Consider the following 22,480-nt stretch of genomic DNA (forward strand, 5'->3'; position numbering starts at 1 on the left):
AACACGAATGGCCAAAGCAAAGCTCTTTAACGGGGGAATCATGAGCGCTACCAGCGAAATGCTCAGTGAGATCAAAGAGGTCAACCTGTCGTACCTCCTCCTCGCGCAACGCCTGCTGCGGGAAGACAAAGCGATGGGCATGTTCCGCATGGGCATTTCCCAGGAACTCGCCGACGTGCTCGCCAGCCTCACGCTCGCACAGACCGTGAAGCTGGCTGCGTCGAACCAGATGCTGTGCCGCTTCCGCTTCGATGATCACGCGCTGCTCTCGTCGCTCGCCGACAAGGGCCGCAGCGATGTCGTCGCGCACGCCCACTCGGCCATCCTGATGGCCGGGCAGCAGGTCGAAGGCGTCCGCTGATCCATCCCGCCTTGCGTTTGTCCCGGCGTGCCGCGCCGGTGGGCAGCGTATTGGCCATCCATCCGAATAACGTCAAGCGGACGGTTATCACCATGGCAAGCAAAAGCGTCGTGATCGAGGTGAAGGAAATCACCCTCGCCATCGAACTGATCGAACTGGGCGCCCGGCTGCAGCTGCTGGAAGCGGAGACGAGCCTGTCGCGGGACCGTCTGATCAAGCTGTACAAGGAACTGAAGGGCGTGTCGCCGCCGAAGGGGATGCTGCCGTTCTCGACCGACTGGTTCATGACGTGGCAGCCGAACATCCACTCGTCGCTGTTCTACAACATCTACCGGTTCATGCAGGACCACGGCCGCTGCGAGCCGATCCAGTCGATCGTGAAGGCGTACCGGCTCTATCAGGAGCACGTGAACCTGTCCGGCGACGAGGCCGCGCTGAGCCTCACGCGCGCGTGGACGCTCGTGCGCTTCTTCGATTCGGGGATGCTGCAGATGACCCCGTGCACGCGCTGCGGCGGCCACTTCGTCGCGCATGCGCATGATCCGCATCAAGGTTTCGTCTGCGGCCTCTGCCAGCCGCCGTCGCGCGCGGGCAAGACCCGCAAGGCCGCCGCCGCGCGCGCCGAACTGGCCGCTGCCGCGGCCTGAGCAGCGCCGGGCGGGGCGCTCAGGCCGCGCCGGATGGCGCGAATCGTCTGCGAATTGCTGGTAAACACCGTCGGGCCGCCGCCTGGCCGCCCGCGAAAGTTTTCCTGCCGACTGCCGTAAACCTGATTAACGGCGGTCTCCCCGCCGGTCATTCGTGAGGGACAGGCAGTGCTGATTATCGTGGGAACACTCGTGACGCTGTTGTCCGTCTTCGGCGGTTATGCGCTGGCAGGCGGGCATCTGGGCGCCTTGATCCAGCCGGTCGAGATCCTGATGATCGTGGGCGCCGGCGTCGGCGCGTTCATCCTCGGCAACGGCGGCAAGACCATCAAGGCCACGCTGCGCGTGCTGCCGACGCTCTTCAAGGGCTCGAAATACACGAAGGATGTCTACATGGAGCTGATGGCGCTTCTTTACGTGCTGCTCGCGAAGGCACGCAAGGAAGGCACGCTCACGCTCGAGGCCGACATCGACGATCCGGAAAAGAGCCCGATCTTCACGCAATACCCGAAGATCCTCGCCGATCATCACATCGTCGAATTCCTGACCGACTACCTGCGCCTGATGGTGGGCGGCAACATGAACGCGTTCGAGATCGAGAGCCTGATGGACGAGGAGATCGAGACGCACCACGCGGAAGGCGAAGGCCCCGCGCATGCGCTGATGCGTGTCGGCGACGCGATGCCGGCATTCGGTATCGTCGCGGCCGTGATGGGCGTCGTGCACACGATGGCGTCGGCCGACAAGCCGCCCGCGGTGCTCGGCGCGATGATCGCGCAGGCGCTGGTCGGCACGTTCCTCGGGATCCTGCTGTCGTACGGGCTGATCGGGCCGCTCGCGAGCCTCGCGGAGCAGCGCGTCGCCGAGTCGACCAAGATGTTCCAGTGCATCAAGGTGACGATCCTCGCGACGCTGAACGGCTATGCGCCGGCGATTGCGGTCGAGTTCGGCCGCAAGGTGCTGTTCTCGACCGAGCGCCCGTCGTTCTCCGAACTCGAAGAACATGTGCGCCGCGTGAAGGCGAAGTGACGCGGAGCGCCCAATGAGCAAGAGCAAGGATCGCGCAATCGTCGTCAAGCGGGTGGCCCCGGCGAAGAAGGGCCACCACGGCGGCGCATGGAAGCTCGCATACGCGGACTTCATGACCGCGATGATGGCGTTCTTCCTGCTGATGTGGCTGCTGAGCTCGGTCACGCCGGTGCAGCTGAAGGGGATCGCCGAATACTTCAACACGCCGCTGAAGGCCGCGCTGTTCGGCAGCGGCGACCGCAGCTCGCAGGATTCCAGCATCATCAACGGCGGCGGCCGCGACCTGTCGAGCGTCGACGCCGGCACGCTGCGCCGCACCGACGGCACCACGCAGCTCGCCGAACGTCTCGCGAAGATGGGCGACGAGCATTCCCGCTCGCAGGCGCAGAACGCGCAGGCCGCGCAGGACCGGCTCGAGCAGGCGCGCCTGCACGACCTGCAGATCAAGCTGATGGCCGCGATCGAGGCCAACCCGACGCTGCGCCAGTTCAAGCAGCAGATCCGCATCGATTCCACGCTGATGGGGCTGCGCATCGAGATCGTCGATTCGCAGAAGCGGCCGATGTTCGCGATGTCGAGCGACCACGTCGAGCCGTACATGCGCGACATCCTGCGCGAGATCGGCAAGACGCTGAACGACGTGCCGAACCGGATCATCGTCCAGGGCCACACCGACGCCGTGCCGTACGCGGGCGGCGAGGGCGGCTACAGCAACTGGGAGCTGTCGGCCGACCGCGCGAACGCGTCGCGCCGCGAGCTGATCGCGGGCGGCATGGGCGAGGCGAAAGTGCTGCGCGTGCTCGGCCTCGCGTCGACCCAGAACCTGAACAAGGCCGACCCGCTCGATCCGGAAAACCGCCGGATCAGCGTGATCGTGCTGAACCGCAAATCCGAAGAGGCGCTGATGCGCGACGATGCGACGACCACGACGCTGTCGGCCGATGCGGCCGGCTCGCAGCAGCTCGCGCAGCAGCTGGCCCCGGCGCCGGCCGTGCGCCCGGCGCTCGCGGCGTCCGCCGTCGCCGTGCCGAAACCCTGACGTTTACGAGATTCCGAGACAGACATGATCCGAACCATTCTCGCCATCGACGACTCCGCGACCATGCGTGCGCTGCTGCAGGCAACGCTGATGCAGGCCGGCTACGACGTGACGGTGGCGCCGGACGGCGAGGCCGGCTTCGACCTGGCGGCCACCGTGCCGTACGACCTGGTGCTGACCGACCAGAACATGCCGCGCAAGAGCGGGCTGGAAGTGATCGCCGCGCTGCGCAAGCTGACCGCCTATACGGAAACGCCGATCCTCGTGCTGACGACCGAAGGCAGCGACGCGTTCAAGGACGCCGCACGCGACGCGGGCGCGACCGGCTGGATCGAGAAGCCGATCGACCCCGCCGTGCTGGTCGACCTGGTCGCGACGCTGTCCGAGCCGGCCGCCTCCTGACATTCACGCGACGCATTCAACCCGGGACCGGGCATGACTCTCGACATCACTCAGTTCTACCAGACATTTTTCGACGAAGCGGACGAGCTGCTCGCACAGATGGAGCAGCTGCTGCTGAACCTCGACGTCGGTTCGCCCGACCCCGAGGATCTGGCCGCGATCTTCCGCGCCGCGCATTCGATCAAGGGCGGCGCGGCGACGTTCGGCTTTTCCGCGCTGACCGATACGACGCACATCCTCGAATCGCTGCTCGACCGCGCCCGCAACCATGAGCTGACGCTGACCAAGGAAATGGTCGACGCGTTCCTGGAGACCAAGGACGTGCTGTCCGACCAGCTCGTCGACTACCGCGCGAGCGCCGAACCGGACGCGGCCGCCGCCGCGACGATCTGCGCGAAGCTCGAACGGCTGAAGGCCGAGAGCGGCGCGGCTGCGCCGGCTGCCGCCGCCGTGGCGCCGGTCGCGGCTGTCGTCGCACCGGCTGCGCCGGCCGTGGAACCGGCTGCCGCCGACGATCGTGTGCCCGACCACGTGATCGAGCAGGCCGTCGCGGCTGCGCATCCGGCGGGCGACGCAGGCGAAGGCGGCCCGCACCTGAAGATCACGCTCGTGGGCGTCGATGCAAAGGATCGCGAACTGCTCACCGAAGAACTCGGCAACCTCGGCCGGATCGTCGGCCGCGAGGAAGTGGGCGCCGACCTGACGCTGTGGGTCGAATCGGACGTGCCGTCCGACGACATCGTCGCCGTGTGCTGCTTCGTGATCGACGAAAGCCAGATCCGCGTCGGGCGCGGCACGGCGCCGGCTGCACCGGCGGCCGCGCAGGACGCCGCGGTGCCGGCCGCGGAACCGGCCGCCGCCGCGCAACCGGCGCGCGCCGAGGTATTCGCGCCGCAGGCCGCGGCACCGCAACCGGCGGCATCGGCACCGGCCGCGCCCGCCGAGCCGGCCGCCGCCGCCGCGCAAGCGCCGCAGCCGGCCCAGCCGGCGGCGCACGCCGACCACGCGCCGCAGGCCGCCGCGCATCACGACGACAAGCGCGCCCGCCCGGCCGCCGCGGCGGCATCGGGCGCCGAAGGCAGCTCGATCCGCGTCGGTGTCGAGAAGGTCGACCAGCTGATCAACCTGGTCGGCGAGCTCGTGATCACGCAGGCGATGCTCGCGGAAACCGCGAGCGCGTTCGATCCGGCGCTGCACGACCGCCTGTTCAACGGGATGGCGCAGCTCGAGCGCAATGCGCGCGACCTGCAGGAAGCGGTGATGTCGATCCGCATGATGCCGATGGACTACGTGTTCAGCCGCTTCCCGCGTCTCGTGCGCGACCTCGCCGGCAAGCTCGGCAAGCAGGTCGAGCTCGTCACGTTCGGCCAGGCGACCGAGCTCGACAAGAGCCTGATCGAACGGATCATCGATCCGCTGACCCACCTCGTGCGCAACAGCCTCGACCACGGGATCGAGACGGTCGACAAGCGCGTGGCCGCCGGCAAGGACGCCGTGGGCCAGCTCGTGCTGTCGGCCGCGCATCACGGCGGCAACATCGTGATCGAGGTGAGCGACGACGGCGCGGGCCTGAACCGCGAGCGGATCCTCGCGAAGGCCGCGAAACAGGGCATGCAGGTGTCCGACAACATCAGTGACGACGAAGTCTGGCAGCTGATCTTCGCGCCGGGCTTCTCGACCGCCGAGACGGTGACCGACGTGTCGGGCCGCGGCGTCGGGATGGACGTCGTGAAGCGCAACATCCAGTCGATGGGCGGCCACGTGGAAATCACGTCGGTGGCCGGCCGCGGCACGACCACGCGGATCGTGCTGCCGCTGACGCTCGCGATCCTCGACGGGATGTCGGTGAAGGTCGGCAACGAGATCTTCATCCTGCCGCTGAACTTCGTGATGGAGTCGCTGCAGCCGTCGAACGACGACATCTACACGGTCGGCAACGGCGAGCGCGTGGTGCGCGTGCGCGGCGAATACCTGCCGCTGGTCGCGCTGCACGAGGTGTTCTCGGTCGACGACGCGCGCACCGACCCGACGCAAGGGATCGTCACGATCATGGAAACCGAGGGGCGCCGCTTCGCGATGCTGATCGACGAGCTGGTCGGCCAGCAGCAGGTGGTCGTGAAGAACCTCGAAACCAATTACCGCAAGGTGCACGGCATCTCGGCGGCGACCATCCTCGGCGACGGCAGCGTCGCGCTGATCGTCGACGTCGCGGCGCTGAACCGCGAAACCCGTGCGATGCACGGCGCCCGTGCCGGCGCCGAGCTCGCGATGTTCTGATGTCACTCGCCATTCAACCGATTGGGGGCAAACGTGTCTGCTGAAGTCCAAATGATCAATCCGGCCGCGGCGAACGCGGCGACGAGCCGCCGCGACGCGGAACAAGGCGACGCGACGGGCCAGGAATTCCTCGTGTTCACGCTCGGCGACGAGGAATACGGGATCGACATCCTGAAGGTGCAGGAAATCCGCGGCTACGACAGCGTCACGCGCATCGCGAACGCGCCGGAGTTCATCAAGGGCGTGATCAACCTGCGCGGGATCATCGTGCCGATCGTCGACATGCGGATCAAGTTCCATCTCGGCCGCGTCGAGTACGACCACCAGACCGTCGTGATCATCCTGAACGTCGCGCATCGCGTGGTCGGGATGGTGGTCGACGGCGTGTCGGACGTGCTGACGCTGCAGACCGACCAGATCATGCCGGCGCCGGAATTCGGCGCGACGCTGACGACCGAGTACCTGACTGGCCTCGGCACGGTCGACGGCCGCATGCTGATCCTGATGGACATCGAGAAGCTGATGTCGAGCCGTGAAATGGCGCTGATCGAGACGCTCGGCGGGTAAGCGCGCCGCGCGCGCAGGAATTTCGGGAGAATCTGCAATGTTGCAAAACTGGTCGATCCGCACGACGCTCACGGCGGTCGGACTCATCCTCGTGGCGCTGGCCGCAGCCGTCGGCGGGCTCGGCCTGGTCGCGCTGAATCACGCGAGCCGCTCGCTCGACGCGATCGCGCACGTCGACCTGCCGGCGATCCACTCGCTCGACGATACGTCGTCGTACCTGCTGCGCGCACGCGTGTCGCTCGACCGCTTCCGCTCGTTGACGGAAGCCGGCAACACGGCCGAAGCGGCCAAGGTGCTCGACCGCGCGCAGGAGCTGTACGCAAAGTCGAACCAGAACTGGCAGGCGTTCCAGGCGACGCCGAAGCTCGGTATCGAGCAGGCGCTCGTCGACGACCTGGCCGCCCGCTACGCGACGATCGTGAAGGAAGGCGTCGAGCCCGAGTTCGCGGCCGCGCGCGCGGGCGACATGGCCGCGTACCACGCGGTCGCCGATACCAAGATCAGCCCGATGTTCGTCGCGTACGACCAGGCCGCGGCGGCCGTGGTCGCGTCGCTGCAGAAGCGCGCGGAAGATCGCCAGGCCACGACGCAATCGCAGATCTCGCTGATGATCGGGTTGATCGCGGCGGGCATCGCGATCGCGTTCGTCGTCGTGATCGCGATCCGCTTCGCGCTGCGCGGGCTGATCGTGCAGCCGCTGGAAGACGCGATCGCGCACTTCGAGCGCATCGCCGGCGGCGACCTCACGCAGCCGGTCAACGTGTTCAGCACCAACGAGATCGGCCGCCTGTTCGGCGGCATCAAGCGGATGCAGGACGCCGTCACGACGATGGTGCAGGCCGTGCATCGCGGTACCGAGTCGATCGACGTCGGCGCGCGCGAGATCTCGACCGGCAACACCGACCTGTCGCAGCGCACCGAGGAGCAGGCCGCATCGCTGCAGGAAACCGCGTCGAGCATGGAGCAGCTGACGGGCACCGTGCGGCAGAACGCGGAAAACGCGCGGCAGGCCAGCCAGCTCGCGGTGAACGCATCGGACATCGCGACGCAGGGCGGCGAAGTGGTCGGCCAGGTCGTGTCGACGATGCAGGACATCGCGGCCAGCTCGGGCAAGGTCGTCGACATCATCGGCACGATCGAAGGCATCGCGTTCCAGACCAACATCCTCGCGCTGAACGCGGCGGTCGAAGCCGCGCGTGCGGGCGAACAGGGCCGCGGCTTCGCGGTGGTCGCCGGCGAGGTGCGCTCGCTCGCGCAGCGCAGCGCGAGCGCCGCGAAGGAAATCAAGCAGCTGATCGGCGATTCGGCCGAGAAGGTCGAAAGCGGGTCGGCGCTCGTGTCGCGCGCCGGTTCGACGATGGACGAGATCGTGCAGGCCGTGCGCCGCGTGACCGACATCATGGGCGAGATCAGCGCCGCGTCGGACGAGCAGTCGACCGGCATCGAGCAGGTCAACCGCGCGGTCGGCCAGATGGATTCGGTCACGCAGCAGAACGCCGCGCTCGTCGAGCAGGCGGCCGCCGCGGCGGCGTCGCTCGAGGAGCAGACGCGCCAGATGAAGGCGATCGTGTCGGGCTGGCGCGTGATGGGCGGCATCGTGCTCGCGCCGTCGCGTGGTGTCGCGCGGCCGGTCGCACACGAGCCCGCGCCGGCGCTGACGTCGGAGCCGCGTTTCGACGCGGCGCCGGTCGCCGCGCTGCCGGCTCCGCAGGCTGCCGCACAACCGGCACGGCGCGCCGCGCCGGCGCCGCGTGCCGCCGCCGCGGCTGCATCGGGTGCGGGCCATGAAACGAAGCGTGCAGCCGATACGGGCGCGCACGCGCACAAGGATGCACCGGCTTCCCGCGGCACGGCCGCGGGCGGCTACGGGCCGCGTCTGGCGAAAACCGCCGCACCGGCCGACAAGCCGGCCGCGAAGCCCGCGCTCGTGCGCCCGGCGCTGAACGGCGAGAAGCCGGCGGCGGCCACGGCCGGCACGTCCGACGACGATTGGGAGACCTTCTAAACCATGCCGCATGCGCGCGCGCCGTTTCGACCCGATGCACCGGATGCCTCGCCTCGCGCGGGCGAGCCGGGGCGCGATTTCGCGTTCACCAGCGCGGATTTCGCACGCATTCGCGCGCTGATCCATCAACGCGCGGGAATCTCGCTGTCCGAGCACAAGCGCGACATGGCGTACAGCCGTCTCGCGCGCCGCTTGCGGGCACGCGGCCTCGACACGTTCCGCGACTACCTCGACCTGCTCGAGCAGGAAGACGATCCGCTCGAGTGGGAAGCGTTCACCAATGCGCTGACGACGAACCTGACCGCGTTCTTCCGCGAGGCTCACCATTTCCCGATCCTGTCGGATTTCGTGAAAGGGCGGCCGGCGCCGGTCTCGGTCTGGTGCTCGGCGGCGTCGACGGGCGAAGAGCCTTACTCGATCGCGATCACGCTGATCGAGGCGCTCGGCGAATCGGCCGCGCGCGGCGCGTCGATCCTCGCGACCGACCTCGACACGCAGGTGCTCGCGAAGGCGGAGGCCGGCATCTACACGTACGACCAGGTCAAGCACCTGGCGCCGGAGCGGCTGAAGCGCTTCTTCCTGAAGGGCACGGGCGCGCAGGCCGGCCGCGTGAAGGTGCGCCCCGAGCTGCGCGCGATGATCCGCTTCGAGCAGCTGAACCTGACCGATGCGGATTACGGGATCGCGAAGCCGTTCGACGCGATCTTCTGCCGCAACGTGATGATCTATTTCGACAAGCCGACGCAGGGGCAGGTGCTGTCGCGCTTCGAGCCGCTCGTGAAGCCGGGCGGGCTGCTGTTCGCCGGCCATTCGGAGAACTTCACGTATGTCACGCAGGCGTTCCGGCTGCGCGGGCAGACGGTGTACGAACTGACCCGCGACGCCGCCCAGGGCGCGCGGCCGCGGGGCGCGCAGGCGAGCGCGATGCCGTCTCCCGCGCGCATGCATGCCGCGGGCGCCGCATCCGCTCTGGGAGAGCGCGGATGAGCGCCTTGCCGATCGCCACCAATCGCTACTTCGACAACCACTTCGGCCGTCCCGGCGTGAAGCTGCTGCCGAACGAGTTCTACACGACGTCCGAGGACATGGTGCTGATGACCGTGCTCGGCTCGTGCGTCGCCGCGTGCCTGCACGATCCGTACGCGGGCATCGGCGGGATGAACCACTTCATGCTGCCCGACGACGGCGCCGACCCGGGCGCGGCCGCGTCGGAATCGATGCGCTACGGCGCGTATGCGATGGAAGTGCTGATCAACGAGATGATCAAGGCCGGCGGGCGCCGCGAACGCTTCGAGGCGAAGGTGTTCGGGGGCGCCGCCGTGCTGGCCGGGATGACGACGATCAACATCGGCGACCGCAACGCGGATTTCGTGCGCCGCTACCTCGCGCTCGAACGCATCCGCATCACGGCGGAAGACCTGCAGGGCGTGCACCCGCGCAAGGTCGCGTTCATGGCGGCCACGGGGCGCGCGGCGGTGAAGAAGCTGCGGCTGCAGGTGCCGGGCGTCACCGAGCGCGAAGCCGCGCTCGCCCGCGAGGCCGATCGCGCCCGCGCCGCACGGCCGCGTCCGCAGGTCGAGCTGTTCGCGGCCAAGCGTCCGGCCCCGCCGCAACCGGCGCGCCCGCGCATCGAGCTGTTCGGCGCGCGCAGCGCGGCGCCGGCCGGCGGCGTGCGGGCGGCGAACCTATCAAGAAAGCAGGAGGCATGACCGCAGTGCAGAAGATCAAAGTGTTGTGCGTCGACGATTCGGCGCTGATCCGCAGCCTGATGACCGAGATCATCAACAGCCAGCCCGACATGACGGTGTGCGCGACCGCGCCCGATCCGCTCGTCGCGCGCGAGCTCATCAAGCAGCACAACCCCGACGTGCTCACGCTCGACGTCGAAATGCCGCGCATGGACGGGCTCGACTTCCTCGAGAAGCTGATGCGCCTGCGGCCGATGCCGGTCGTGATGGTGTCGTCGCTGACCGAGCGCGGCTCGGAAATCACGCTGCGTGCGCTCGAACTCGGCGCGGTCGATTTCGTCACGAAGCCGCGCGTCGGGATTCGCGACGGCATGCTCGACTACGCGGAAAAGCTCGCCGACAAGATCCGCGCGGCGTCGCGGGCGCGCGTGCGCCAGGCGCCGCAGCCGCAGGCCGCCGCGCGCGCGACGGACAGCCACCCGGCCGCGCCGATGATCAACAACCCGCTCGTCAGTACCGAGAAGCTGATCATCATCGGCGCGTCGACGGGCGGCACCGAGGCGATCCGCGAAGTGCTGACGCCGCTGCCGCCGGATGCGCCGGCCGTGCTGATCGCGCAGCACATGCCGCCGGGCTTCACGAAGTCGTTCGCGCAGCGGCTGAACGGCCTGTGCCGGATCGCGGTGAAGGAAGCCGAGCACGGCGAGCGCGTGCTGCCGGGCCACGCATATATTGCGCCGGGCCACGCGCACCTGTTGCTTGCGAGAAGCGGGGCGAACTATATTGCGCAACTGTCGGACGAGCCGCCGGTGAACCGGCACCGCCCGTCGGTCGACGTGCTGTTCCGCTCGGCGGCGACGCACGCGGGCAAGAACGCGCTCGGGGTGATCCTGACCGGGATGGGCCGCGACGGCGCGGCCGGCCTGCTGGAAATGAAACGCGCGGGCGCTCACACGTTCGCGCAGGATGAAGCAAGCTGCATCGTGTTCGGGATGCCGCGCGAGGCGATCGCGCTCGGCGGCGCGGACGAGATCGTGCCGCTCGCCGAGATGAGCCGTCGCGTGATGGCGCGCCTGGCGACGATGGGCGACCGCGTGCAGCGCGTTTGAATGGAATGTCACGGGGCGCGTGCCACGATACGCGTCCCGACGGAAACGAATCTGGAAAGGAACGACGATGGACAAGAGCATGAAAATCCTGGTGGTGGACGATTTCCCGACGATGCGCCGGATCGTCCGCAACCTGCTCAAGGAACTGGGCTATTCGAACGTCGACGAGGCCGAGGACGGCGCGGCCGGCCTGGCGCGGCTGCGCGGCGGCGGTTTCGACTTCGTGATCTCCGACTGGAACATGCCGAACCTCGACGGCCTCGCGATGCTGAAGGAAATCCGCGCGGACGCGACGCTCACGCACCTGCCGGTGCTGATGGTCACGGCCGAGTCGAAGAAGGAGAACATCATCGCGGCCGCGCAGGCCGGCGCGAGCGGCTACGTCGTGAAACCGTTCACGGCCGCGACGCTCGACGAGAAGCTGAACAAGATCATCGACAAGATGGCGAAGACCGGGAGCTGACGTGAACGAGCCGATCCATGCCGCGCTGACCGGCGCCGGGTTCAGCGCCGACGGCCAGGCCGAAGGCGCCGATTTCGCGAGCGACCGCATCCTCGCGCGCATCGGCCATGTCACGCGCACGCTGCGCGATTCGATGCGCGAGCTCGGGCTCGACAAGCATGTCGAGCGGGCGGCGGAAGCCGTGCCCGATGCGCGCGACCGGCTACGCTACGTCGCGACGATGACCGAGCAGGCCGCCGTGCGCGTGCTGAACGCGATCGAGGTCGCGAAGCCGATGCAGGAGCGCATCCAGAACGAGGCCGAGGCGCTCGACGCGCGCTGGGCCCAGTGGTATGCGGCACCGATCGAGCACGCGGAAGTGCGCGAGCTGATGGACGATACGCGCACGTTCCTGCGCACGCTGCCCGAATCGGCTTCGGCCACCCGCGCGCAACTGCTCGAGATCATGCTCGCGCAGGATTTCCAGGACCTGACCGGGCAGGTGATCAAGAAGATCATGGACATGGTCTACCTGATCGAGCAGCAGCTCCTCACGGTGCTCGTCGAGAACATCGCGCCCGAGCGGCGCGAGCAGTTCGCGGCCACCGCGGCTTTGCTCGCGGCCGAGCAGATCAGCCCGACCGGCAGCCCCGAGTCGCTGCTGAACGGCCCGCAGATCGCGCCGGAAGGCAAGACCGACGTGGTCCAGGACCAGGGGCAGGTGGACGACCTGCTCGCCAGCCTGGGCTTCTGACCCTGCCGCGGGCATCGGCGCGCCGCGTCTCGCAGCGGCGCCCGATGCCCGCGTCACACCGTCCCCCGCACTCCTTCACCGCGCACGCGGCCCCCGCGTGGCGCAGCGCGATCCTGCGTCAAATTGACACTTCGACACACTCAGCAGGCATACTACGCGTCAGCAGCAACGTAGCGTCAATCGTACGATTTCATATGTTGGCTGGTGGCGCGGGCGCGATGGCCGCACCGCCGTCGACGAAGCCAGTCCCTTGGGGGGAACGTGAAGCTGAAACGCTTGGGCTGGGCCGTCGCGCACGCGACGGCTGCAATGGGTGTGCTGTGGAGTGTCCACGCATACGCTGAACTGGGCGGCGCGCCGATGTCGCCGCCGGCGGACGATCGGGCCGCAACCGTGCGCGCACTGCAGCGCGCGATGCGTTCGGCAGACGGCATGCAGACGAGCACGGCCGCCTATACCGTCCGCGAGATCACGCTCGGATCGGGCACCGTCATCCACGAATACACGTCGGCCGCCGGCAGCGTGTTCGGCCTCGCATGGCAAGGGCCGACGATGCCGGATCTCGCGTCGCTGCTCGGCAGCTATTTCCCGCAGTACACCGCAGGCGTCCAGGCGGCGCACCAGGCGCGCGGCTGGCGCGCGCCCGTGTCCGTCGACACCAGCGGCCTCGTGATCCGGACAGGCGGCCACATGGGCGCCTTCTCGGGCCAGGCGTGGCTGCCGGCGGCGCTGCCTGCCGGCCTGACCGGCACCGACATCCAGTGACAGCGGGAGAGCGATCTTGAGAATTCCTCGTACATTCAAGCGCTGGCTCGGCGTGCTGGGCCTTGCGGCGGCAACGGCCGTCCTCGTGACGGCATGCGGCGGCGGAGACGGCGGCGGCAGCAGCTCGGGCAACAACGGCAACGGCGGCAACAACGGTAACGGCGGCTCGGACGGCAATTCCGGGAACACGGCCGTCATCACCGTCAATGCCGGCGTCGCGAACGTGATCAACATCCCGACCGTCAGCCTGAAGGTCTGCGCGCCGGGCACGTCGAACTGCCAGGTGGTCAACAACGTGCTCGTCGATACCGCGTCCTACGGGCTGCGGCTCGTCGGCAGCGCCGTGTCGGGCGTGCTCGGCAGCCTCCCGCAGGTGACGAGCGGCGGCGCGCCGGTCGCCGAGTGCGGCAAGTTCGTGTCGAGCTATACGTGGGGGTCGGTGCGCACGGTCGACCTGTCGATCGGCTCCGAGCAGGCGAGTTCGCTGCCCGTGCAGATCATCGGCGACCTCGGCACGACCAACGTGCCGAGCTCGTGCACGAACGGCGGCGCGTCGGCCAACTCGGCAAGCGCGCTCGGCGCGAACGGGATCCTCGGCATCGGGCCGGCGCCGGTCGACTGCGGCACGACCTGCGCGACGTCGACGTCGACGAACAACAACTATTACGCGTGCCCGAACGGCAACAACGCGAACTGCACGGTCGCGCTCGTGCCGGTGGCGCAGCAGGTCGCCAACCCGGTGCATCGCTTCGCCGACAGCAGCGGGGTGAGCGTGAGCATGCCGAAAATTTCGGACAGCGGGCAGGCCAGCGCAACCGGCACGCTGACGTTCGGCCTGCCCGACCTGACCGGGAAGACCGTGATGACGTCGACCACGACGGGCGACGTCAGCGCGACGTTCCAGGGGCGCAACGTGACCGCGTTCTTCGATACGGGTTCGAATGCGTACTTCTTCAACGATACGTCGGGCACGTTGCCGGCCTGCCCGAAGAATACGCAGTTCTACTGCCCGTCGACGACGACCAGCAATTCGGCGACGCTGACCGGCCAGAACGGCGTGAGCGGCACGGTGACAATGCCCGTCGTGAACGCGGATTCACTGTTCTCGAACCCGTCGACGTTCGCGTTCAACGACATCGCGGGCCCGTTTGGTTCGTCCAGCTGGCTCGACATCGGCATGCCGCACTTCTACAACCGGACGATCTACTTCGGGATGGACAAGACCGCGAGCGGCGGCGCGGCGCCTTTCGTCGCGTTCTGACGCGGCACGGCGACACGCAGGACCAGGGGGCGAGCGATCGCCCCCTTTTTTATTCGACGGCCGTGCGCGGCACGACGGGTCCGACCGGCGCGCCGCCGCGCGCGGGCACAGCGCCTACGATGTAATACCGGCACCCATGCCGGCACGACATCGAGGAGGCAGCGCCATGAACCCGCGCATACAACGCATCACGCCGTTCCTGTGGTTCGACCGCGACGCCGAGGCGGCCGCCGGTTTCTACGTATCGGTGTTCGACAACGCGCGCATCGTGCATGTCGCGCGCTACGGCAAGGCCGGCGCGCATGCGTCCGGCAGCGCGGAGGGTGCGGTGATGACCGTCGCGTTCGAGCTCGACGGGCAGGCCTTCGTCGCGCTGAACGGCGGCCCCGTGTTCCAGATCACGCCGGCCGTGTCGTTCGTCGTCAACTGCCGGGACCAGGACGAAATCGACCGCTACTGGGCGCGCCTGTCGGAAGGCGGCGACGAGCGTGCGCAGCAGTGCGGCTGGCTGCGCGACCGCTTCGGCGTGTCGTGGCAGGTCGTGCCGGCGCAGATGAGCGAGCTGATGACGGGCGATCCGGCGCGCGCGGAGCGCGTGATGGCGCAGGTGATGACGATGAAGAAGCTCGATCTCGACGCGTTGCAGCGGGCGGCGGCGGGTTAGGGGGCCGGGTGGCGGGGTGCAGGCGTGAACCGGCGAACCGGCGGGCCGCGCAAGCCCCGTGGGCGGCCGGAATGGGCGCTAGGCCGGCGGCCGGCCGTCGCGCATCAGGCGCGTGTGGTCGAGGAAGCGGTGGTCGGGCCCGTACGCGGTGCTTTCGATCCGGACGGCGTCGGCCGGCGCGACCGGGCGCCCGGCGGCATCGACCGGCACCGATTCGATCTCGACGACCGGCACGCACCAGGCCGCGCGGGCGCGTTCCGCCGGCTCGCCGCGCGTGTCGACGCAGCGGAAGATGAAGCTCGCGGGGAAATCCTGCGCGCGCAGGGGTTGCGTCGATCCGTTCCATGCATCGCGCAGGGCGATCGTGCCGGGATGCGGCGCATCAGGCGCCTGCGCGCCGGGCGGCAGGGCCGGCGTGCCCGCGCATCCGGCGGCCAGCGCGCAGGCAAGCGACAGCAACGGAACGAGCGGATGACCGAGCATGGTGCGGTTCGACCGGAATCGGCAAATCATGGCGAAGCGTAGCGCGCTTTGCACGCCCGCGTAATGCCGGCCGGTTAATCGAATGCGGCACACTCGCGGCCGATTATCGATCGCACTCGATTTCATTCGGATGTAATCAAATGCTGGATTATCCGGGGGCTGTCGTTTCTGTCAGGTCTTCAAGATTATTAAAATGACGCGGCATGCAAGCCGATGGCGCCGGATTCCGCTATTGCAGCCATTCCCGCACCGTGCGGGCCGGCAAGACGGCCGGTGCGCGCACTACCGGTATGTGAAAAGAGATGGAGTCCGTCTAAATTCAAACATATAATGCCGGCGTTGTTTCCGGGGTCGTCTATATAAAACAGGAGGGTAATAAAATGAATTTTTCCGAAGCCGTTCGTGCCGTACTCAATAAATACGCGACATTCGAAGGCCGTGCGCGTCGTGCCGAATACTGGTATTTCGTGCTGTTGACCACGGTGCTGTCGATCGCCGCGCAGATCATCGGCGCGGCCGGCCGCGACGGCGGCCTGATCACGCTGCTGCTGCTCGCCGTACTCGCCCTGGTTTCGCTGGCGCTGATCATTCCGGGCCTCGCGGTCAGCGTCCGCCGCCTGCACGATACGGGCCGCTCGGGCTGGTTCTTGCTGCTCGCGCTGATTCCGGTCGTCGGCGGCATCCTGCTGCTGGTATGGACGTGCACGCGCGGCACCGAAGGTCCGAACCGCTTCGGCGCGGACCCGATCGTGGCGGCCTGACCGACGCCTGCCCCGACGCGCGACGCCGCGTCGGGGCCCGATTTCGCGTCGCATCCGCTGACCGCTGACCGCTGACCGCTTCACTGCTTCACTGCTTCACTGCTTCACTGCTTCACTGCTTCTTCCCCGCTTCACGCCGTCGCCGCTCCGCCCGGCGCCGACACCCGCCATCGCCCCCGCCGGCACGTTTTACCGCCGCGCCGCACCCCGTTCCGTCCCCCGTCCGGCCCCGTTCGCACCGGTTCGCCCGATTCCCCGAAATACCCCCCTTTCCCGGCTTTGCTCGACCGATCGGCGTTTGACGCCTCCATGAATAATCGGTGTCACTGGAAAGCGGCATTCCGCCGTACCCGACTGGAGGCCCCGTGGCAGACGAGAGCGATCTCGACAAGACCGAAGCCGCCACTCCCAGGCGCCTCGAGAAGGCGCGTGAGGAGGGGCAGGTCGCGCGTTCGCGCGAGCTGGCTTCGTTCGCGTTGCTCGCGGCCGGGTTCTACGGCACGTGGCTGCTCGCGGGCCCGTCGGGCGGGCATCTGCAGGCGATGCTGCGCGGCGCGTTCACGTTCGATCGCGCGACCGCGTTCGACACGAGCCGGATGCTGTCGGCGGCCGGCAGCGCGAGCCTCGAAGGCTTCGCCGCGCTGCTGCCGATCCTCGCGCTCACCGGCGTCGCCGCGCTGCTCGCGCCGATGGCGCTTGGCGGCTGGCTGATCTCGTCGAAGACGTTCGAGCTGAAGTTCGACCGCCTGAACCCGATCTCGGGCCTCGGCCGGATCTTCTCGATCCAGGGGCCGATCCAGCTCGGGATGTCGTTCGCGAAGACGCTGGTCGTCGGCGGCATCGGCGGCATCGCGATCTGGCGCAGCAAGGACGAGCTGCTCGCCCTCGCGACGCAGCCGCTGCGCGTGGCGCTGCCCGATGCGCTGCACCTGATCGCCGTGTGCTGCGGCACGACGGTCGCCGGGATGCTGGTGGTCGCCGCACTCGATGTGCCTTACCAAATCTGGCAGTACAACAAGAAGTTGCGCATGACGAAGGAAGAAGTGAAGCGCGAGCATCGCGAGAACGAAGGCGATCCGCACGTGAAGGGGCGGATCCGCCAGCAGCAGCGTGCGATCGCGCGCCGCCGGATGATGGCGGCCGTGCCGAAGGCCGACGTGGTCGTGACGAACCCGACGCACTTCGCCGTCGCGCTGCAATACACGGACGGCGAGATGCGCGCGCCGAAGGTCGTCGCGAAGGGCGTGAACCTCGTCGCCGCGCGCATCCGCGAACTCGCGGCCGAACACAACGTGCCGCTGCTCGAAGCGCCGCCGCTCGCGCGTGCGCTGTATCACAACGTCGAACTCGAACGCGAGATTCCCGGCTCGCTGTACTCGGCCGTCGCCGAAGTGCTCGCGTGGGTCTACCAGCTCAAGCGCTTCCGTTCGGAAGGCGGCGCGTTCCCGGCGATGCCGGTCGATCTGGAGGTGCCGGCCGACCTCGACAAGGGCGCGTCGGTGTCCGCCGACGATGAACGCGAAGAGCAGGAAGACGCGCTCGGCAAGGGAGGTACGGCATGAGCACCCCAACCGGCCTGTTCGCGAAGCGCCCGAACCCGTTCGCGGGCACGAACCTGCGCGCACTCGCGGGCCCGATCCTCATCTGCATGATTTTGGGGATGATGATCCTGCCGCTGCCGCCGATGCTGCTGGATCTGCTGTTCACGTTCAACATCGCGCTGTCCGTGATGGTGCTGCTCGTCAGCATGTACACGATGAAGCCGCTCGACTTCGCGGCGTTCCCGAGCGTGCTGCTGTTCTCGACGCTCCTGCGCCTGTCGCTGAACGTCGCCTCGACGCGCGTCGTGCTGCTCGAAGGCCACACGGGCCCGGACGCGGCCGGCCAGGTGATCGAGGCGTTCGGCCACTTCCTGGTCGGCGGCAACTTCGCGGTCGGCATCGTCGTGTTCGTGATCCTGATGATCATCAACTTCATGGTGATCACGAAGGGCGCGGGGCGGATCGCCGAAGTGTCCGCGCGCTTCACGCTCGACGCGATGCCCGGCAAGCAGATGGCGATCGACGCCGACCTGAACGCGGGCCTCATCAACGAAGAGCAGGCGCGCAAGCGCCGCCTGGCCGTGTCGCAGGAAGCCGAGTTCTACGGGTCGATGGACGGCGCGTCGAAGTTCGTGCGCGGCGACGCGATCGCCGGCCTGATCATCATGGCGATCAACGTGATCGGCGGGCTGATCGTCGGGATGGTCCAGCACGACATGACGTTCGCGGCCGCCGGCACGAACTACACGCTGCTGACGATCGGCGACGGCCTCGTCGCGCAGATCCCGTCGCTGGTGATCTCCACCGCGGCCGGCGTGATCGTGTCGCGCGTCGCGACCGACGAGGACATCGGCACGCAGATCACCGGCCAGCTGTTCACGAACCCGCGCGTGCTGAACATCACCGGCGCGATCATCGTGCTGATGGGGCTGATCCCGGGCATGCCGCACTTCGCGTTCCTCGCCCTCGGCGGCGGCGCGATCTGGCTGGCCCGCACGCAGACCAAGCGCGCGGCGGCCCGCAAGGCGGCCGGCGACCTGACCGACATCGCGCCGCCCGCGGTGCTGCCGTCGGACAGCCACGAGGCGACCTGGGACGACGTGCAGCTGATCGACCCGCTCGGGCTGGAAGTCGGTTACCGCCTGATCCCGCTCGTCGACAAGAACAGCGACGGCGAACTGCTCAAGCGCATCAAGAGCATCCGCAAGAAATTCGCGCAGGAAATCGGCTTCCTGCCGCCGGTGATCCATATCCGCGACAACCTCGAGCTGCGGCCGAACGCGTACCGGATCGCGCTGAAGGGCGTCGAGATCGGTGTCGGCGAAGTGTTCCCGGGCCAGTGGCTCGCGATCAACCCCGGCCAGGTGACGGCCGCGCTGCCGGGCGCCGTCACGCAGGATCCCGCGTTCGGGCTGCCGGCCGTGTGGATCGACGTCGCGATGCGCGAACAGGCACAGGTGTACGGCTACACGGTGGTCGACGCGAGCACGGTCGTCGCGACGCACCTGAACCATCTGGTCGTCCAGCACGCGGCCGAGCTGCTCGGCCGCCAGGAAGTGCAGTCGCTCATCGAGCGCACCGGCAAGGATGCGCCGTCGCTCGTCGAGGACCTCGTGCCGAAGACGATCTCGCTGACGACGCTGCAGAAGGTGCTGCAGAACCTGCTCGAGGAAGGCGTGCCGATCCGCGACATGCGCACGATTCTCGAAGCCGTGTCCGAACACGCGGGCCGCGGCGACGCGTTCGAGATCACGGCCGCCGTGCGGCTGTCGCTCGGCCGCGCGATCACGCAGCAGTGGTATCCGGGTGCCGGCGAGATGCAGGTGATGGGCCTCGACTCGAATCTGGAGCGCGTGCTGTCGCAGGCGCTCGCCACCGGCGCGAATCCGGGCCTCGAACCCGGCCTCGCGCACAACCTTCTGACCGGCACGCAACAGGCGATGCTGCGTCAACAGAATCTCGGGCTGCCGCCCGTGCTGCTGGTGCAGCACGCGCTGCGCGCGATGCTCGCGCGTTTCCTGCGCCGCAGCCTGCCGCAATTGAAAGTGCTGTCGTATGCCGAAGTGCCGGACACACGCACGATCAAAGTCGTTAACGTCATCGGGGGTTCCGCTTGAACATTCGCAAATTCACCGGCGCAACGAGCCGCGACGCACTTCGTCTGGTGCGCGAGGCGCTCGGCGCCGACGCGGTCGTGCTGTCGAACCGCACGCTCGATGACGGCAGCGTGGAAATCGTCGCCCTGGCAGATTCGGACCTGGCCGCCGTGACCCCGCCGGCCGCGGCACGCCCGCGCATCGCCGCGTCGCGCCCGCCGGAATCGGTGCCGGCTGCCGCCGTGCCGGGCATCGTGTCGCGCCCGGGCACGCCGCTGGCCCGCCCGACGGTCAATCCGTATGCGGCAGGCGAAGGCGGGTTGCCGGACGTGTTCTCGTCGATGTTCGGTGCAAGCGCCGACGGGGACGAGGCGACGGCGCAACCTTCGGCGCTCGATGACGAAGCGCCGGCCGCGGCAGCGCCGTCCTCCGCCGCCCCCGCACCGGCCGCCACCTCCGAACCCGCGCCGTGGCTCGTCGAGCACGCGAAGCGCCTGACGCAGCAGCGCGACGCGCTGATGGCGCGTGCGCAGGCGACGCCCGCCGCGCCGCAAGCGAACGCGCCTGCCCCGCAGGCCGCCGCGAGCGCGACGCCGCCCAACTGGGCGCGCGACATCGTGCGCGAGGCCGAACGCCGGATGCCGGCCGCCGCCCCCCGCGCCCCCGACACGAACACGAGCGCCGCGCATGCCGCGAAGGCGGCCGAGCGCACGCGCCTGTCCGCCGACGCGGCCGCCGCGGTGGCCGATGCCGTGAAGTCGCGCATCGAGCGGATCGTCAACGATACGGTGATGCAGGAGCTCGGCGAACTGCGCGGGATGATGGCAGAGCAGTTCGACAGCCTGATGTGGCACGACCGCCAGCGTCGCAGCGCCGTGCATGGCGCGCTGACGAAGCACCTGTTCGCGGCCGGCTTCTCCGCGCAGCTCGTGCGGATGCTGGTCGACAACATGCCGGCCGGCGACGGCGCGCAGACCTTCGAACAGGCCGCCGAATGGGCGCAGTCGGTGCTCGCGTCGAACCTGCCGGTGCTCGAAAGCGAAGATGCGCTGATGGAGCGCGGCGGCGTGTTCGCGCTGATGGGGCCGACGGGCGTCGGCAAGACGACCACCACCGCGAAGCTGGCCGCGCGCTGCGTGATGCGCTTCGGCGCGAGCAAGGTCGCGCTGCTGACCACCGACAGCTACCGGATCGGCGGCCACGAGCAGCTGCGCATCTTCGGCAAGATCCTCGGCGTGCCCGTGCACGCGGTGAAGGATGCGGGCGACCTCGCGCTCGCGCTGTCCGAGCTGCGCAACAAGCACATCGTGCTGATCGACACGATCGGCATGAGCCAGCGCGACCGGGCGGTATCCGACCAGATCGCGATGCTGCACGGGGCGAACGCGCCGGTGCAGCGCCTGCTGCTGCTCAACGCGACCAGCCACGGCGACACGCTCAACGAAGTCGTGCAGGCGTACCGCAGCGCGGGCGAGCATCCGGACCTGGCCGGCTGCATCCTCACGAAGCTCGACGAGGCGACCCACCTCGGCGGCGTGCTCGACACGGTGATCCGCTACAAGCTGCCGATCCATTACGTGTCGACCGGCCAGAAAGTGCCGGAGAACCTGTACGTCGCGTCGACCAAATTCCTGCTGAAGAGCGCGTTCTGTGTACCGCGTGACGGCTCGCCCTTCGTGCCGCAAGACGAGGACATGCCGACGCTGCTTTCCGCACTGACCGCACGTTCCACCGCCGAGCTTCACGAGGTGCGATTTGGATAAACGAATCATCGACCAGGCCGAAGGGCTGCGGCGCCTGCTGGCCGGGCGCGCGTCACGCATCGTCGCGGTGGCGGGCGGGCCGGCGGGGGTCGGCTGCACGTCCACCGTCGTGAACCTGGCGGCGGCGCTCGCGTCGCTCGGCAAGGATGTGCTCGTCGTCGACGAGCGTGCCGACGTGCATTCGGCCAGCGCGACGCTGGCGGGCGCGTGGCTGCGCGACGGCGAGCGCACGCGGGTCGCGGCCGGCTTCGGCCTGTGCGCCGCGGCGCGGCTCGCGCGCACCGGCTACACCGACGCGCAGCTGAGCGATTTCATCGACGGCCCGGCCGACATCGTCCTCGTCGACGCGCAGCTCGGCGCCGACGGTTCGTTCTCGGCGCTCGCCCGCGAAGCGCACGACGTGCTGGTCGTCACGCGGGTCGCCGCGCAGGCGATCACCGAGGCGTATGCGTGCATGAAGCGGCTGCATTTCGCGCATGCGTTCGCGCAGTTCCGCGTGCTGACCAATCACGTCGGCAGCCACGCGGACGCGAAGACGGCGTTCGACAACCTCGCGGGCGTCGCGAGCCGCTACCTGACGGTGTCGATCGCCGACGCGGGCTGCGTGAGCGCCGATCCGCTCGTCGAGCATGCGCGCGAGCTGACGCGTGCCGCGGTCGACGCGTTCCCGTCGTCGCCCGCCGCGCGCGACTACCGGCAGATTGCCGCCGACCTGCTGTACTGGCCGATGCGCCCGCGCTCGGGTGCGGGCCGTGCCGTGCACGCGGGCGGCAAGCCGTCGTATGAGGCGGGCGCGGCACACGCCGCGTGAGCGCCACCGGAAGGA

At 68.6% G+C, this 22,480-nt stretch carries 22 protein-coding genes; 21 read left to right on the forward strand and 1 reads right to left on the reverse strand.

From position 1 onward, the window contains the following. The first annotated feature begins 40 nt into the window (after positions 1-40). From flhD to CFB45_RS01140, 16 genes are all read left to right on the forward strand, one after another. Positions 41-361, forward strand: a complete 321-nt coding sequence (flhD, locus tag CFB45_RS39325; protein WP_254600254.1) for a flagellar transcriptional regulator FlhD — start codon at positions 41-43, stop codon at positions 359-361. A 92-nt stretch (positions 362-453) separates the two neighbouring features. Then, positions 454-1,008, forward strand: a complete 555-nt coding sequence (flhC, locus tag CFB45_RS01070; RefSeq protein ID WP_011350591.1) for a flagellar transcriptional regulator FlhC — start codon at positions 454-456, stop codon at positions 1,006-1,008. Positions 1,009-1,176: 168 nt separating this feature from the next. Continuing rightward, positions 1,177-2,037: a flagellar motor stator protein MotA gene (gene motA / locus CFB45_RS01075; protein ID WP_011350592.1), complete on the forward strand. Its 861-nt coding sequence runs from the start codon at positions 1,177-1,179 to the stop codon at positions 2,035-2,037. A 13-nt stretch (positions 2,038-2,050) separates the two neighbouring features. Next, positions 2,051-3,076 (forward strand): flagellar motor protein MotB, encoded by a 1,026-nt coding sequence (gene motB / locus CFB45_RS01080; RefSeq protein WP_039346832.1) that lies wholly within the window; start codon positions 2,051-2,053, stop codon positions 3,074-3,076. 24 nt (positions 3,077-3,100) lie between these two features. Then, positions 3,101-3,478 carry a response regulator gene (locus CFB45_RS01085; RefSeq protein ID WP_011350594.1) on the forward strand — a complete coding sequence of 126 codons (378 nt, stop codon included), beginning with the start codon at positions 3,101-3,103 and terminating at the stop codon, positions 3,476-3,478. A 33-nt stretch (positions 3,479-3,511) separates the two neighbouring features. Beyond that, positions 3,512-5,755, forward strand: a complete 2,244-nt coding sequence (gene cheA, locus CFB45_RS01090) for a chemotaxis protein CheA (RefSeq protein WP_089424233.1) — start codon at positions 3,512-3,514, stop codon at positions 5,753-5,755. A 51-nt stretch (positions 5,756-5,806) separates the two neighbouring features. Further along, complete coding sequence (cheW, locus tag CFB45_RS01095; RefSeq protein ID WP_043185043.1) at positions 5,807-6,322, forward strand: chemotaxis protein CheW; 516 nt, start codon at positions 5,807-5,809, stop codon at positions 6,320-6,322. 37 nt (positions 6,323-6,359) lie between these two features. Next, a complete protein-coding gene (locus CFB45_RS01100; RefSeq protein ID WP_089424234.1) occupies positions 6,360-8,327 on the forward strand; it encodes a methyl-accepting chemotaxis protein in 1,968 nt (655 codons plus the stop codon). Positions 8,328-8,330: 3 nt separating this feature from the next. Beyond that, a complete protein-coding gene (locus CFB45_RS01105; protein ID WP_089424235.1) occupies positions 8,331-9,314 on the forward strand; it encodes a CheR family methyltransferase in 984 nt (327 codons plus the stop codon). Further along, positions 9,311-10,036 (forward strand): chemoreceptor glutamine deamidase CheD, encoded by a 726-nt coding sequence (gene cheD, locus CFB45_RS01110; protein ID WP_089424236.1) that lies wholly within the window; start codon positions 9,311-9,313, stop codon positions 10,034-10,036. The genes CFB45_RS01105 and cheD overlap by 4 nt, the downstream gene beginning before the upstream one ends. Further along, on the forward strand, positions 10,033-11,124 hold the full coding sequence (locus CFB45_RS01115) for a protein-glutamate methylesterase/protein-glutamine glutaminase (protein WP_089424237.1): 1,092 nt from the start codon (positions 10,033-10,035) through the stop codon (positions 11,122-11,124). The genes cheD and CFB45_RS01115 overlap by 4 nt, the downstream gene beginning before the upstream one ends. A 67-nt stretch (positions 11,125-11,191) precedes the next feature. Then, positions 11,192-11,587: a chemotaxis response regulator CheY gene (cheY, locus tag CFB45_RS01120; RefSeq protein ID WP_039346818.1), complete on the forward strand. Its 396-nt coding sequence runs from the start codon at positions 11,192-11,194 to the stop codon at positions 11,585-11,587. Between the two features lies 1 nt (position 11,588). Further along, positions 11,589-12,320, forward strand: a complete 732-nt coding sequence (cheZ, locus tag CFB45_RS01125) for a protein phosphatase CheZ (protein ID WP_089424238.1) — start codon at positions 11,589-11,591, stop codon at positions 12,318-12,320. A 261-nt stretch (positions 12,321-12,581) separates the two neighbouring features. Then, positions 12,582-13,085 carry a DUF2844 domain-containing protein gene (locus CFB45_RS01130; RefSeq protein ID WP_089424239.1) on the forward strand — a complete coding sequence of 168 codons (504 nt, stop codon included), beginning with the start codon at positions 12,582-12,584 and terminating at the stop codon, positions 13,083-13,085. A 16-nt stretch (positions 13,086-13,101) separates the two neighbouring features. Beyond that, positions 13,102-14,346 carry a DUF3443 family protein gene (locus CFB45_RS01135; protein ID WP_089424240.1) on the forward strand — a complete coding sequence of 415 codons (1,245 nt, stop codon included), beginning with the start codon at positions 13,102-13,104 and terminating at the stop codon, positions 14,344-14,346. Positions 14,347-14,512: 166 nt separating this feature from the next. Then, on the forward strand, positions 14,513-15,010 hold the full coding sequence (locus tag CFB45_RS01140; protein WP_089424241.1) for a VOC family protein: 498 nt from the start codon (positions 14,513-14,515) through the stop codon (positions 15,008-15,010). 78 nt (positions 15,011-15,088) lie between these two features. Here the strand turns inward: CFB45_RS01140 and CFB45_RS01145 are convergent, their stop codons facing one another. Then, positions 15,089-15,493 (reverse strand): hypothetical protein, encoded by a 405-nt coding sequence (locus CFB45_RS01145; RefSeq protein ID WP_089424242.1) that lies wholly within the window; start codon positions 15,491-15,493, stop codon positions 15,089-15,091. A 380-nt stretch (positions 15,494-15,873) separates the two neighbouring features. Between CFB45_RS01145 and CFB45_RS01150 the strand changes: the two genes are divergently transcribed. The 5 genes from CFB45_RS01150 to CFB45_RS01170 all read left to right on the forward strand — a co-directional run bounded on the left by CFB45_RS01150 (position 15,874) and on the right by CFB45_RS01170 (position 22,465). After that, positions 15,874-16,254 (forward strand): DUF805 domain-containing protein, encoded by a 381-nt coding sequence (locus tag CFB45_RS01150; protein WP_089424243.1) that lies wholly within the window; start codon positions 15,874-15,876, stop codon positions 16,252-16,254. Between the two features lie 365 nt (positions 16,255-16,619). Then, on the forward strand, positions 16,620-17,816 hold the full coding sequence (gene flhB / locus CFB45_RS01155) for a flagellar biosynthesis protein FlhB (protein ID WP_089424244.1): 1,197 nt from the start codon (positions 16,620-16,622) through the stop codon (positions 17,814-17,816). Continuing rightward, the gene (gene flhA, locus CFB45_RS01160) at positions 17,813-19,912 is read left to right on the forward strand and encodes a flagellar biosynthesis protein FlhA (RefSeq protein WP_089424245.1); all 2,100 of its coding nucleotides are present in this window, start codon (positions 17,813-17,815) and stop codon (positions 19,910-19,912) included. Before flhB ends, flhA begins: the two co-directional genes overlap by 4 nt. Beyond that, positions 19,909-21,654 carry a flagellar biosynthesis protein FlhF gene (gene flhF / locus CFB45_RS01165; protein WP_089424246.1) on the forward strand — a complete coding sequence of 582 codons (1,746 nt, stop codon included), beginning with the start codon at positions 19,909-19,911 and terminating at the stop codon, positions 21,652-21,654. The genes flhA and flhF overlap by 4 nt, the downstream gene beginning before the upstream one ends. Next, positions 21,647-22,465, forward strand: coding sequence for a nucleotide-binding protein (locus tag CFB45_RS01170; RefSeq protein ID WP_089424247.1), 819 nt, complete (start codon positions 21,647-21,649; stop codon positions 22,463-22,465). Before flhF ends, CFB45_RS01170 begins: the two co-directional genes overlap by 8 nt. Positions 22,466-22,480 lie beyond the last annotated feature (15 nt).

It is taken from the genome of Burkholderia sp. HI2500, assembly GCF_002223055.1.
Lineage (GTDB): Bacteria > Pseudomonadota > Gammaproteobacteria > Burkholderiales > Burkholderiaceae > Burkholderia.

What these genes read in the sequence shown, in the direction of transcription:
- flhD (WP_254600254.1), top strand. Translation starts at nt 41, where the DNA reads ATGAGCGCTACCAGCGAAATGCTCAGTGAGATCAAAGAGGTCAACCTG.
- flhC (WP_011350591.1), top strand. Translation starts at nt 454, where the DNA reads ATGGCAAGCAAAAGCGTCGTGATCGAGGTGAAGGAAATCACCCTCGCC.
- motB (WP_039346832.1), top strand. Translation starts at nt 2,051, where the DNA reads ATGAGCAAGAGCAAGGATCGCGCAATCGTCGTCAAGCGGGTGGCCCCG.
- CFB45_RS01085 (WP_011350594.1), top strand. Translation starts at nt 3,101, where the DNA reads ATGATCCGAACCATTCTCGCCATCGACGACTCCGCGACCATGCGTGCG.
- cheA (WP_089424233.1), top strand. Translation starts at nt 3,512, where the DNA reads ATGACTCTCGACATCACTCAGTTCTACCAGACATTTTTCGACGAAGCG.
- cheW (WP_043185043.1), top strand. Translation starts at nt 5,807, where the DNA reads ATGATCAATCCGGCCGCGGCGAACGCGGCGACGAGCCGCCGCGACGCG.
- CFB45_RS01100 (WP_089424234.1), top strand. Translation starts at nt 6,360, where the DNA reads ATGTTGCAAAACTGGTCGATCCGCACGACGCTCACGGCGGTCGGACTC.
- CFB45_RS01105 (WP_089424235.1), top strand. Translation starts at nt 8,331, where the DNA reads ATGCCGCATGCGCGCGCGCCGTTTCGACCCGATGCACCGGATGCCTCG.
- cheD (WP_089424236.1), top strand. Translation starts at nt 9,311, where the DNA reads ATGAGCGCCTTGCCGATCGCCACCAATCGCTACTTCGACAACCACTTC.
- CFB45_RS01115 (WP_089424237.1), top strand. Translation starts at nt 10,033, where the DNA reads ATGACCGCAGTGCAGAAGATCAAAGTGTTGTGCGTCGACGATTCGGCG.
- cheY (WP_039346818.1), top strand. Translation starts at nt 11,192, where the DNA reads ATGGACAAGAGCATGAAAATCCTGGTGGTGGACGATTTCCCGACGATG.
- CFB45_RS01140 (WP_089424241.1), top strand. Translation starts at nt 14,513, where the DNA reads ATGAACCCGCGCATACAACGCATCACGCCGTTCCTGTGGTTCGACCGC.
- CFB45_RS01145 (WP_089424242.1), bottom strand. Translation starts at nt 15,493, where the DNA reads ATGCTCGGTCATCCGCTCGTTCCGTTGCTGTCGCTTGCCTGCGCGCTG.
- CFB45_RS01150 (WP_089424243.1), top strand. Translation starts at nt 15,874, where the DNA reads ATGAATTTTTCCGAAGCCGTTCGTGCCGTACTCAATAAATACGCGACA.
- flhA (WP_089424245.1), top strand. Translation starts at nt 17,813, where the DNA reads ATGAGCACCCCAACCGGCCTGTTCGCGAAGCGCCCGAACCCGTTCGCG.